The following is a 12313-nucleotide window of genomic DNA, read 5'->3' on the forward strand; positions in this document are numbered from 1 at the left end:
TTGATGACCATGAGTGTGGAAACTCAAAAGGAAACCCTGGGCTTCCAGACCGAGGTAAAGCAACTGCTGCACCTCATGATCCATTCGCTGTATTCCAACAAGGAAATCTTCCTTCGCGAACTGATCTCGAACGCCTCTGACGCTGTCGACAAATTGCGCTTCGAAGCCCTGTCCAAGCCTGAGTTGCTGGAAGGTGGCGCGGAGCTGAAAATCCGTGTGAGCTTCGACAAGGACGCCAAGACCGTCACCCTCGAAGACAACGGCATCGGCATGAGCCGGGACGATGTGATCACCCATCTGGGGACCATCGCCAAGTCCGGCACCGCCGATTTCATGAAAAACCTCACTGGCGACCAGAAGAAGGATTCGCACCTGATCGGTCAGTTCGGCGTGGGCTTCTATTCCGCCTTCATCGTTGCCGACAAGGTCGATGTCTTCAGCCGCCGCGCCGGCCTTGACGCCAGCGAAGGCGTGCACTGGTCCTCCAAGGGCGAAGGCGAGTTCGAAGTCGCGACCATCGACAAGGCCGACCGCGGTACCCGCATCGTCCTGCACCTGAAGTCCGGCGAAGACGAGTTCGCCGACGGCTGGCGCCTGCGCAACATCATCAAGAAGTACTCCGACCATATCGCCCTGCCGATCGAGCTGCCGAAAGAGGCCGCTGCCGCTGAGGGCGAGGAGAAGCCTGCGCAGGAATGGGAAACCGTCAACCGTGCCAGTGCCCTGTGGACCCGTCCGCGTACCGAAATCAAGGACGAGGAATACCAGGAGTTCTACAAGCACATCGCCCACGACTTCGAGAACCCGCTGAGCTGGAGCCACAACAAGGTCGAAGGCAAGCTGGAATACAGCTCGCTGCTGTACGTGCCGGCCCGTGCGCCATTCGACCTGTACCAGCGTGAAGCGCCGAAAGGCCTGAAGTTGTACGTGCAGCGCGTGTTCGTGATGGACCAGGCCGAATCCTTCCTGCCGCTGTACCTGCGCTTCATCAAGGGCGTGGTCGATTCCAACGACCTGTCGCTGAACGTGTCGCGGGAAATCCTGCAGAAAGACCCGATCATCGACTCCATGAAGTCGGCGCTGACCAAGCGCGTGCTGGACATGCTGGAAAAACTGGCGAAGAACGAGCCTGAGCAATACAAGGGCTTCTGGAAAAACTTCGGCCAGGTGATGAAGGAAGGCCCGGCCGAAGACTTCGCCAACAAGGAAAAGATCGCCGGCCTGCTGCGCTTCGCCTCCACCCAGGGCGACGACGGCGAGCAGAATGTTTCCCTGGCCGAGTACCTGGCACGCGCCAAGGAAGGCCAGGACAAGATCTACTACCTCACCGGCGAAACCTACGCGCAGGTCAAGAACAGCCCGCACCTGGAAGTCTTCCGCAAGAAAGGCATCGAAGTGCTGCTGCTGACCGATCGCATCGACGAGTGGCTGATGAGCTACCTGAGCGACTTCGACGGCAAGGGTTTTGTCGACGTGGCGCGGGGTGACCTGGACCTGGGCAACCTGGACTCGGAAGAGGACAAGAAGGCCGCGGAAGAAGTCGCCAAGAGCAAGGAAGGCCTGGTGGAGCGGATCAAGACCGCCCTGGGCGATACCGTCAGCGAAGTGCGGGTTTCCCACCGCCTGACCGACTCCCCGGCGATCCTGGCGATCGGCGAGCAGGACCTGGGCCTGCAGATGCGCCAGATCCTCGAGGCCAGCGGGCAGAAGGTGCCGGATTCCAAGCCGATCTTCGAATTCAACCCGGCTCACCCGTTGATCGAGAAACTCGACGGCGAGCAGAGCGACGAGCGCTTCGGCGACCTGTCGCACATCCTCTTCGATCAGGCGGCCCTGGCTGCCGGCGACAGCTTGAAAGACCCGGCCGCCTATGTGCGCCGCCTGAACAAGCTGCTGGTTGAACTGTCGGTTTAACTGCGTTGTATAAAAACCCGCTTCGGCGGGTTTTTTCATTCCGGTGTTTTTGAATCAGGAGTCTGAAATGAGCCAAGTCACTGTTCGTTCCCTGGTCTACCAGATTGATGGTCAATCCTATGAAAGCCGCCTGGCGTTCGATGCCAGCCAGCAGGGCCCGCGTCCGGGGCTGTTGATGGCGCCGAACTGGATGGGCGTCGGCGCCGGTGCCGAGAAGATCGCCGAGGCGGTCGCCGCCAAGGGGTATGTGGTGCTGATCGCCGACCTGTACGGGCAACAGGTCCGTCCGAGCAACGGCGACGAGGCGGGCGCCGCGATGATGCCGCTGAAGAATGACCGGGCCTTGCTGCGCAAGCGCATGCAGGCGGCCTTCGAGGCGCTGCAAAGCCAGCAGGAAGCGGCGGTGGACAAGGCCCGGCTGGCCACCTTCGGCTTCTGCTTTGGTGGCTGCTGCTCCCTGGAGCTGGCGCGCAGTGGTGCGCCGCTGAAAGCCGCGGTGTCGTTCCACGGCACCCTGGATACGCCGAACCCGGCCGACGCCCGGAACATCAAGGGTTCGGTGCTGGTGCTGCATGGCGCCTCCGACCCGCTGGTGCCGAAAGAGCAATTGCCGGCCTTCGAAGAGGAAATGAATGCCGCGGGCGTGGATTGGCAACTGCTGAGCTACGGCGGCGCGGTGCATTCTTTCACCGATCCGCACGCCAATGTGCCGGGAACGATGATGTACGACGCCAAGACCGCGGGCCGTGCCTTCACCTCGATGCACAACCTGCTGGATGAAGTGTTCAAGGGCTGAGCCCCGGGAACCACAAGCCCGCTTGGCGATGTAATGCAGCTCTCAGTGAGCCGCCTTGTACGCCAAACGGGCTTTTTTGTGCCTGTTACTGATTCAAATACGCGTCAGTGCCTGGGCCAGGTCGGCGCGCAGGTCCTCCACATCCTCGACCCCCACGGACAAACGCACCAGCCCATCGCCGATGCCGAGCTGCGCCCGGGTGTCCGCGGGAATGCTGGCGTGGGTCATGATCGCCGGGTGCTCGATCAGGCTTTCCACCCCGCCCAGGCTCTCGGCCAGGGCGAAGATCCGCACGCTCTCGAGAAAACGCCTGGCGCCGGCCAGGTCGCAGTCCAGGTCGAGGGAAATCATCCCGCCGAAACCGTGCATCTGCCGCCGTGCCAGTGCGTGCTGCGGGTGGGACGGCAGGCCCGGGTAGTAGACCCGCGCTACCTGTGGCTGGCGCTCCAGCCATTGCGCCAGCTCCAGGGCGTTGCTGCAGTGGCGTTCCATGCGCAGCGCCAGGGTCTTCACCCCGCGCAGGGTGAGGAAGGCGTCGAACGGCCCGGCGATCGCTCCCACGGCGTTCTGCAGGAAGCCCAAACGTTCGGCTAGGTCGGGGTTCTGCCCGACCACCGCGATGCCGCCGATCACGTCGGAATGGCCGTTGAGGTACTTGGTCGTCGAGTGCAGCACGATATCGAAGCCCAGTTCCAGCGGACGCTGGATCCACGGGCTGGCAAAGGTGTTGTCGGCGACGCAGATGATGCCCCGCGCCCGGCAGATGCGCGCGATGGCGGCGAGATCGGTGAGGCGCAGCAGGGGATTGCTCGGGGTCTCGACCATGACCATCCGCGTGTCGTCCTGCAGCGCCGCTTCGAAAGCCGACAGATCGGTCAGGTCGACGAAGCTGAAGCGATGGCCGGCGCTGCGTTGGCGCACCTTGTCGAAGAGACGGAACGTTCCGCCGTACAAGTCATTGCCGGAAACGATATGCGCGCCCGCGTCGAGCAGTTCGAGCACGGTGGAAATCGTTGCCAGCCCGGAGGCGAAGGCGAAGGCCTGGGTGCCGCCCTCGAGGTCCGCCACGCAGCGCTCCAGGGCCCAGCGCGTGGGATTGTGCGAGCGCCCGTAATCGAGCCCCTTGTGCACCCCGGGGCTCTGCTGGGCATAGGTGGAGTTGGCGTAGATCGGCGGCATCAGCGCCCCGGTGGAAGGGTCCGGCGTTTGCCCCGCATGGATTACCCGGGTGGCGAAGGCGCGTGGCGCGCCGGTTTCATCTTGGCTCATGGCAGTGATCTCCGTAAGTGGTTGAGCATGTCGACCCGGGTAATCAAGCCGTGGAAGCCCGAAGCGTCGGCGATGATCGCCACGAGGCCACGGTCGAGTTCCGCCTCCAGTTCGGCCAGGCTGGCGCCGGGAGGCAGGGTTTCCAGCTGATCGGTCATGGCGCTGGCCACGGTCTTGCGAAAGTGTGAAGCATCTTCGTGCACGCCCAGCAGGATGTCCGACTCGTCGATCACCCCGACCAGTCGCTGCCCGTCCACCAGCACCGGCAGTTGCGACACATCGGCCAGGCGCATGCGCTGGAAGGCGGTGAGCAGGGTATCGTCCGGCCCCACGCTGATCACCCGGCCGTCTTCGAAGCGCCGCGCGATCAGGTCGCGCAGGTCGCCGTAGCCTTTGCGTTGCAGCAGGCCCTGATCGTTCATCCATTGGTCGTTGTAGACCTTCGACAGGTAGCGGGTGCCGGTGTCGCAGACGAAGCTGACCACCCGCTTCGGCTCAGTCTGCTCGCGGCAGTAGCGCAGAGCCGCGGCCAGCAGGGTACCGGTCGAAGAGCCGCCGAGAATACCCTCGGCGCGCAGCAACTGGCGGGCGTGCTCGAAACTTTCCTCGTCGCTGATGGAATAGGCCTTGCGCACGCTGGAAAGGTCGGCGATGGACGGAATGAAGTCTTCGCCGATGCCTTCCACCGCCCAGGATCCGGGTGTGCCGAGGGCGCCGCTGCGGCTGTATTCGGCCATCACCGAGCCCACCGGATCGGCCAGGACCATGGCCAGGTCCGGCTGCACCCGGCGGAAGAACCGGGTCAGGCCAGTCAGGGTGCCGGCGGAGCCGACGCCGACCACGATGGCGTCCACGTCATGCTGGGTCTGCGCCCAGATTTCCGGCGCGGTGCTGCATTCGTGGGCCAGCGGGTTGGCTGGGTTGTTGAACTGATCGGCGAAGAACGCGTCGGGAATCTCCTTGGTCAGGCGCGCGGCCATATCCTGGTAATAGTCAGGGTGGCCCTTGCCGACATCGGAGCGGGTGATGTGCACTTCGGCGCCCATCGCCTTGAGGTGCAGGACCTTCTCGGTGGACATCTTGTCCGGCACCACCAGGACCACTCGATAACCCTTGGCGCGGCCGACCAGGGCCAGGCCGAGGCCGGTGTTGCCGGCGGTGGCCTCGACTATGGTGCCACCGGGTCGCAGGCGGCCATCGCGCTCGGCGGCGTCGATCATCGCCAGGCCGATGCGGTCCTTGATCGAGCCACCGGGGTTTTGCGATTCAAGCTTGAGAAACAGCGTACAGGGGCCGGTATCGAAACGGCTGACACGCACCAGCGGCGTGTTGCCGATCAGTTCGAGCACGGCGGGACGGGAGTCGTTCGGCATGTCGTCACCTCGCTGCGCAAAGCTGCGCTGGATGGGCGACCCACGGCGAATCATCGCGCGCCGGTCGCAGGCAATGCATCGCTTGGACCATAGGCCGGGATCCGGCTACCCGCAACCGCTCGCGCCGGCCGGTACCTGGTTGCGCAACCAGGCGGCGGGGGAAGCCTGGCCCGGCGCTACAGGGGTGACGGCGAGCCTTTGCCCTTGGGCAGTTCGATTCTTTCGCTTTCCCCCGGCACCGTCGGCCAGTCGCCGGCGGCCCAGCGCTGGCGGGCTTCATCGATACGCGCCGGGTCGCTGGAGACGAAGTTCCAGTTGATCCGCCGCGGACCGTCCAGCGGCGCGCCGCCGAACAGCACGGCATGGCAATCGCTGTCGGCGAACAGGGTGGGGGTGGTTCCGGTGGGCAGGATCACCAGCGCATGCGGCTCGACGGGCTCGCCATCCAGCTGGGCGTCGCCTTCGAGCACGTACAGGGCGCGCTCTTCATGTTCGGCAGGGATCAGCAGGGTGGTCGCGGTCTGCAACTGTATTTCGGCATACAGGGTCGGGGAGAGCACCGGGACCGGTGATTCCAGGCAGAAACCGCTGCCGGCGATCATGCGGATCTTGACCCCGAGGTTGTCGCTGACCGGCAAGGTCGCGGCCGGGTGATGGCTGTAGTGCCCCGGGCCTTGTTCATGGGCCTTGGGCGAAGCCAGCCAGACCTGCAGGCCGTGCATGCTGAAGTCGCTGTCGATCAGCGCCTGCGGGGTGCGCTCGACATGGGCGATGGCGCTGCCGGCGGTCATCCAGCTGACATCCCCCTGGTTCACCACCTGGTCGGAACCCAGGCTGTCCTTGTGCTGGATCTGCCCCTGGAACAGGTAGGTCAGGGTCGACAGGCCGATATGCGGATGCTGGCGGATATTCATGCCCTTGCCCGCGGGGTAGCGGGTTTGCAGCATGTGATCGAAAAACACGAAGGGCCCGACGCTGCGGCATTGGGCCGAGGGCAGCGGACGCAGGATGGGTTGGCCTTCGACGTCCTCGGCGCGAGGGCGAATCACGAGCGGTGTGTTCATGGTGCATTCCAGGCTGATCGGGTTATGCCCGGGAGCATAACCCGCTTGTGCGAGCCATGGCGCTATTGGCTGAAGGCGCCTTCGGACAGGTGGGTCTCGATGCTCACCTCGGCGGTGGTCATCAGCTTGTGCACCGGGCAGCGGTCGGCGACGCGATGCAGTTCTTCACGCTGGGCATCGGTGAGCACGCCCTTGAGGGTCAGCTTGACGTGCAGCGCGTATTGGCCTTTCTGCTCCTGGCTATTGTCGTGCTTGACCTCGACCGTGACGCCGGTGAGCGGAATCTCTTTTTTCTGCGCGTACAGCTTGAGGGTCAGGGCCTTGCAGGCGCCCAGGGCGGCATCGAAGAAGTCGTGGGGTTCCGGCGCGGAACCCTCGCCGCCCAGGGTCTTGGGCAGGTCGGCGAACAATTGGTGGTCATCGATCTGGATGCTGTGGCGGAAACCTTCGCTGGATTCGGTGTTGACGGTGATAGTCATGACGGACCTCGGGCAGTGGTGGGCAGTCGGAACAGACATTGAAAGGTGGTGCAGTTATAGAGCATTACGCTTGCCGTGCGTTCCCCTTTTTCTGAACCGTCACCTGCGGGGCAGGGTCTACCCAGCGTCAACCGACGGGAGCCCGCCCATGCCCTGGATCTACCTGAGCACCTTGCTGTTGCTGCTGCCGAGCGCCTGGGCCCAGGCCCGCGACTACGCCTACAGCGATGCTCACTTGCATTACGTCGACTTTTTCCAGGAGTCGGCGGGCATGGACAAGCTGCTCAAGGCCATGGCCGACAATCGCATCGAGCATGTGATGATTTCCGGTATCCCGGTGGCCAAGAAATGGCATGAAGACGAGCCCAAACGGCCGCGCTACTACGCCGGCGACGACGCCGAGGCCTACTGGTACAGCGCCACCGATGTGATTGTCGCCGCCGCGGTGAACCGCCTGACGCCCGAGCAGCGCCAGCATTTTCATCCGTTCCTCTCCGGCTTCAACCCCAATGACAAGAACTCCGACGCCCATATCCAGCGCATGCTCGACCTCAACCCGGGGCTATGGCAGGGCATCGGCGAGGTGTTCACCCGCCACGACGACCTGACCGCGCTGACCTCCGGCGATACGCCACGGGCCAATAACGAGGCGATGACGCGGATCTATCACCTGGCGGCGGAAAACGACCTGCCGGTGATGCTGCATTCCAACATCACCTCCAAGCGCGAGAAGAACCCGCTGTACCTGGCGGAAATCGAAGAGCCGCTGCGCAATCATCCCCACACGCGCTTTATCTGGGCCCACGCGGGCACCAGCATGGAGATCCACCGGCATCAGGTGCAGCTGGATTTTCTCCTGCCGACCCTGGCGCGGATGCTCGAGTCTTATCCCAACCTCTACATCGATCTGTCCTGGAGCGTGCTCAGGCCGTATCTGCTGGATGAGCAGGGCATGCCCCGGGCGCAGTGGCTGAAGCTGGTGGAGCGCTTTCCCGAGCGGTTCATGCTGGGTTCGGACGTTGTCGGGCGCTTCAACAAGCTGGGGCGGGAAATGCGCGGCTTCGATCCCTTCCTCGATGCCTTGCCGGAGGCCGTGGCGCGCAAGGTGGCCCGGGACAACTTCCTCGCCGTGCTGCCGCGCGCTCGTTGATCCTGGGTGGCTCCAATGCGCGGGCGTTGCCAAGGCGCTGGCGATGCAGGTTTGTCATCAGCCTGTCATGCCTGCGTCATAGGCTCGCGCCATCTCAATCAAGGAGCGCGATATGCACCTCACCTGTTTAAGCGCATTGGCGGCGCTGATGATGCTCAGTGGCCTTGCCAGTGCTGAAGTCCGTGTCGAAGGACCGGTGGAATATGGTGTGTTCGAGGGGCCGAAGGCCGCGTTGCAGTCGGGTGAGCGGGTGCTGCGGCGCAGCAACGAAAACATCGAGCAGACCGAGATCGTGCCCGCGCGGCTGGGCACCAAGTTCGGCCTGCGTTATCAGTTGGCCGGCAAGGTGGCCGAGGATGTGCCGCTGACCCTGTTGTATTTCACGCCGGGCATCCGTACCCCGGATGGCCAGCGTCACGACAAGCTCGAAGTGACCCAGAAACTGGTGCCGGGCGCGCCGCAGGACATCATGGCCTATGAGTTCACCGAGAGTCATGAGGTGATCCCCGGCGAGTGGCGTTTCATGGTATTCCAAGGCGACCGTTTGTTGGTCCAGCAGCGTTTTACTGTACGCTGAATCGTTTACGCCCAGGCATCGGAGTGCTTGGGCGTTTTGATATCACGTTTTCGTCTTAAGCAAATTTTCCGCGACCCGATACCTTCAAGAGCAGCCCGCTGTATGGCGAATGCAGCGCTTTTGGAAGGAACCGGAGAATGAGCATCAGGAGTCTCAACATTGCACCGCGGGCGGGCCTGGGCTTCGGCCTGCTGGCGTTGATGGTGTTCGGCCTGGGGGCGTTCGCCCTGCTGCAGATGTCGAACATGCGCGCGCAGTCCGACGAGGTCGACAACAACTGGCTACCCAGTGTGATGTCGGTGGGCGAAATGAATCAGGACCTACTGCGGGTCCGTGCGCTGACTCTGCGCTTGCTGGTCAACCGCAGCCCCCAGGCCCTGGCGCAGAACGAAAGCAAACTCAATGAGATCAAGCGCGGCATGACGGTGGCCCAGGAGCGCTATAACGCGCTGATTGTGCTGCCGGAAGAGCGTGTGCTGTTCGATCGCTACAAAGCCGCCGAGAAGCGCTACCTCGAGTATCAGAATCAGGTGATGGCGCTGTCGCAGCAGGGGCGGGTCGAGGATGCGGTCGCGGTGGTCAATGGCGAGATGAGCCAGCTGGCCGATGAGCTGGCGGGCACCCTCAATGAGCTGGTGGCCCTCAACCGGCACAACGCCAACCTGGCCACCGAGTTGGCCAGGGCGGTGTTCAGCAACGCCAAGGTCTGGGTGGTGGTGATGATCGTGGTGGCCGGCCTGATGACCATTGTCCTGGCCCTGTTGCTTACCCGCAGCATCGTGCTGCCGCTCGCGCAATCGCTGAACGTGGCCGAGGTGGTGGCCGGCGGCGACCTGACCGAGGACATTCGCATCAGTGGCAAGGATGAGCCGGCGCGCCTGCTGCAGGCGCTCAAGGCCATGCAGCACAGCCTGCGGGAGACCATTCGACGCATTTCCGACTCTTCCAGCCAGCTGGCTTCCGCTTCGGAGGAGCTCAGTTGCGTGACCGAGGACGCCACCCGCGGCCTGCACCAGCAGAGCCAGGAAATCGAACAGGCGGCGACCGCGGTGAACCAGATGACCGCCGCGGTGGAGGAGGTGGCCAGCAATGCCGTGGCAACGTCCGAAGCCTCCCGCCAGTCCGACCTGATTGCCCAGCATGGGCGTGAGCAGGTGCGCCAGACGGTACAGTCCATCGAGTCCCTGGCCGACGACGTGACTGCCAACGCCTCCCAGGTCGAAGAGCTGGCGCAGAAGGTGTATGGCATCAGCAAGGTGCTGGATGTGATTCGTTCGGTGGCCGAGCAGACCAATCTGCTGGCCCTGAATGCCGCCATCGAGGCGGCGCGGGCCGGGGATGCCGGTCGCGGGTTCGCGGTGGTGGCGGACGAGGTGCGGGCGCTGGCGCATCGCACCCAGCAATCGACCCAGGAAATCGAGCAGATGATCGGCGGCATTCAGCTGGGCACCGAGCAGGCTGTCAGTTCCATGCAGCAGAGCAACAGTCGGGCCCGCTCGACCCTGGAGTTGGCCAAGGCGGCGGGGGCGGCGCTGGAGGAAATCGCCGGGGCGATCACCCTGATCAACGAGCGCAACACGGTGATCGCCAGCGCCTCGGAGGAGCAGGCGGCGGTGGCTCGGGAGGTGGATCGCAACCTGATGAACATCCGCGACCTGGCCATGCAGACCTCGGCCGGGGCCAACCAGACCAGCGCCGCGAGCCAGGAGCTGTCACGGCTGGCGGTAGACCTGAACACCCTGGTGGCGCGTTTCTCGGTCTGAACCCGCGTTCTCCATACCTGTAGGAGCGAGCTTGCTCGCGATGCGGTGTGTCGGATGGCGCTGATCGCGAGCAAGCTCGCTCCTGCGGAGAGGGTTTTGCCGCCCAATAAAAAACGCCCCGAACCAGTCGGGGCGTTTTTCATGCGGCGAAGCGGCGGGGCTTACTTGCCCTGCCAGCGCTTCAGGACCAGGGTGGCGTTGGTGCCGCCGAAGCCGAAGCTGTTGCTCATCACGGTGTTGATGGTGGCGTCTTCGCGAGTCTTGGTCAGGATCGGCATGTCGGCCACTTCCGGGTCCAGCTCGTCGATGTTGGCGGAACCTGCCATGAAGTTGCCTTCCATCATCAGCAGGCAGTAGATCGCTTCGTGAACGCCGGCGGCGCCCAGGGAGTGACCCGACAGGCTCTTGGTGGAGCTGATGGCTGGAGCCTTGTCGCCGAACACTTCACGCACGCCTTTCATTTCCGCGACGTCGCCGACCGGAGTCGAGGTGCCGTGGGTGTTCAGATAGTCGATCGGTGCGTCGACAGTGGACATGGCCATCTGCATGCAACGGATTGCACCTTCGCCGCTTGGCGCCACCATGTCGTAGCCGTCGGACGTCGCACCGTAGCCAACGATTTCGGCGTAGATCTTCGCGCCACGGGCCAGGGCGTGTTCCAGCTCCTCGACCACCACCATGCCGCCACCGCCGGCGATGACGAAGCCGTCACGGTCGGCATCGTAGGCGCGGGAGGCTTGTTCCGGGGTCTCATTGCGCTTGCTGGACAGGGCGCCCATGGCGTCGAACAGGAATGACTGGCTCCAATGTTCTTCTTCACCGCCACCGGCGAACACGATGTCCTGCTTGCCCATCTGGATCTGTTCCATGGCGGTACCGATGCAGTGAGCACTGGTGGCGCAGGCGGAAGCGATGGAGTAGTTCAGGCCCTTGATCTTGAACGGCGTGGCCAGGCAGGCGGAAACGGTGCTGCTCATGGTCCGCGTCACGCGGTATGGGCCGACGCGCTTGACGCCTTTCTCGCGCAGGATGTCCAGCGCTTCCATCTGGTTCAGGGTAGAGGCGCCGCCAGAGCCGGCGATCAGGCCAGTACGCGGGTTGGAAACCTGCTCTTCGGTCAGGCCGGAGTCGGCGATCGCGTCTTTCATGGCCAGGTAGGCGTAAGCCGCCGCGTGGCCGACAAAGCGATAGATCTTGCGATCGATCAGCTCTTCGAGATTGAGGTCAATGGAGCCGGAAACCTGGCTACGCAGACCCATTTCGGCATATTCCGGGTTGAAGCGGATGCCAGGGCGACTTGCACGCAGGTTAGCGGAGACGGTCTCTTTGTCATTGCCCAGGCACGAAACGATGCCCAGACCAGTGATAACGACGCGGCGCATGCGGATAACCCTTAGAAGTTGTCAGTGGAGGTGAAAACGCCGACCCGGAGGCCTTCGGCGGTGTAGATTTCGCGGCCGTCGACGCTGACCGAGCCATCGGCGATGGCCATGTTCAGCTTGCCCTTGAGGACGCGCTTGATATGAATGTTATAGGTGACTTTTTTAGCGGTCGGCAGCACCTGGCCAAAGAACTTCACTTCGCCCGAGCCCAGGGCGCGACCGCGGCCCGGCAGGCCTTGCCAGCCCAGGAAGAAGCCGACCAGTTGCCACATGGCGTCGAGGCCCAGGCAGCCCGGCATCACCGGATCGCCTTCGAAGTGGCAGGCGAAGAACCACAGGTCAGGGGTGATATCCAGCTCGGCGACCAATTCACCTTTGCCGTACTTGCCACCCTCTTGGCTGATATGAGTGATGCGATCCACCATCAGCATGTTCGGGGCGGGCAGTTGCGCGTTACCTGGGCCGAACAGCTCACCGCGACTGCAGCGCAGCAGATCTTCCCGAGTAAAGGCGTTTTGTTTGGTCATGCGAGCTCCTCAATAGTCC

Annotated in this window: 11 protein-coding genes; 5 read left to right on the plus strand and 6 right to left on the minus strand. The window is 63.6% G+C overall.

Annotation, left to right across the window (positions count from 1 at the left end):
• Positions 1-9 precede the first annotated feature (9 nt).
• Both htpG and BM019_RS09210 read left to right on the plus strand, forming a co-directional pair.
• Positions 10-1914: a molecular chaperone HtpG gene (gene htpG / locus BM019_RS09205; protein ID WP_053260599.1), complete on the plus strand. Its 1905-nt coding sequence runs from the start codon at positions 10-12 to the stop codon at positions 1912-1914.
• 67 nt (positions 1915-1981) lie between these two features.
• Positions 1982-2710, plus strand: coding sequence for a dienelactone hydrolase family protein (locus BM019_RS09210; RefSeq protein ID WP_062823218.1), 729 nt, complete (start codon positions 1982-1984; stop codon positions 2708-2710).
• Positions 2711-2803: 93 nt separating this feature from the next.
• Here BM019_RS09210 and BM019_RS09215 read toward each other — a convergent pair whose 3' ends face one another.
• The 4 genes from BM019_RS09215 to BM019_RS09230 all read right to left on the minus strand — a co-directional run bounded on the left by BM019_RS09215 (position 2804) and on the right by BM019_RS09230 (position 6895).
• Positions 2804-3979 (minus strand): trans-sulfuration enzyme family protein, encoded by a 1176-nt coding sequence (locus BM019_RS09215; RefSeq protein WP_092418093.1) that lies wholly within the window; start codon positions 3977-3979, stop codon positions 2804-2806.
• On the minus strand, positions 3976-5352 hold the full coding sequence (locus BM019_RS09220) for a pyridoxal-phosphate dependent enzyme (RefSeq protein WP_092418094.1): 1377 nt from the start codon (positions 5350-5352) through the stop codon (positions 3976-3978). The genes BM019_RS09215 and BM019_RS09220 overlap by 4 nt, the downstream gene beginning before the upstream one ends.
• 176 nt (positions 5353-5528) lie before the next feature.
• Positions 5529-6416, minus strand: a complete 888-nt coding sequence (locus BM019_RS09225; RefSeq protein WP_009042800.1) for a pirin family protein — start codon at positions 6414-6416, stop codon at positions 5529-5531.
• A 62-nt stretch (positions 6417-6478) separates the two neighbouring features.
• A complete protein-coding gene (locus BM019_RS09230; protein ID WP_009042801.1) occupies positions 6479-6895 on the minus strand; it encodes an OsmC family protein in 417 nt (138 codons plus the stop codon).
• A 148-nt stretch (positions 6896-7043) separates the two neighbouring features.
• On the opposite strand from BM019_RS09230, the gene BM019_RS09235 reads away from it, so the two are divergent.
• From BM019_RS09235 to BM019_RS09245, 3 genes are all read left to right on the plus strand, one after another.
• Positions 7044-8045, plus strand: a complete 1002-nt coding sequence (locus BM019_RS09235) for an amidohydrolase family protein (protein WP_092418095.1) — start codon at positions 7044-7046, stop codon at positions 8043-8045.
• A 112-nt stretch (positions 8046-8157) separates the two neighbouring features.
• Positions 8158-8622, plus strand: coding sequence for a DUF3859 domain-containing protein (locus tag BM019_RS09240; RefSeq protein ID WP_092418096.1), 465 nt, complete (start codon positions 8158-8160; stop codon positions 8620-8622).
• A gap of 137 nt (positions 8623-8759) precedes the next feature.
• Positions 8760-10385: a methyl-accepting chemotaxis protein gene (locus BM019_RS09245; RefSeq protein ID WP_009042804.1), complete on the plus strand. Its 1626-nt coding sequence runs from the start codon at positions 8760-8762 to the stop codon at positions 10383-10385.
• A gap of 161 nt (positions 10386-10546) precedes the next feature.
• Here the strand turns inward: BM019_RS09245 and fabB are convergent, their stop codons facing one another.
• The gene (fabB, locus tag BM019_RS09250) at positions 10547-11767 is read right to left on the minus strand and encodes a beta-ketoacyl-ACP synthase I (RefSeq protein WP_092418097.1); all 1221 of its coding nucleotides are present in this window, start codon (positions 11765-11767) and stop codon (positions 10547-10549) included.
• An 11-nt stretch (positions 11768-11778) separates the two neighbouring features.
• Entirely contained in the window at positions 11779-12294 is a 516-nt protein-coding gene (gene fabA, locus BM019_RS09255) for a 3-hydroxyacyl-[acyl-carrier-protein] dehydratase FabA (protein WP_007931558.1), read from the minus strand.
• Between the last annotated feature and the right edge of the window lie 19 nt (positions 12295-12313).

The sequence above is a fragment of the Pseudomonas sp. NFPP07 genome (assembly GCF_900115645.1).
GTDB lineage: Bacteria > Pseudomonadota > Gammaproteobacteria > Pseudomonadales > Pseudomonadaceae > Aquipseudomonas > Aquipseudomonas chlororaphis.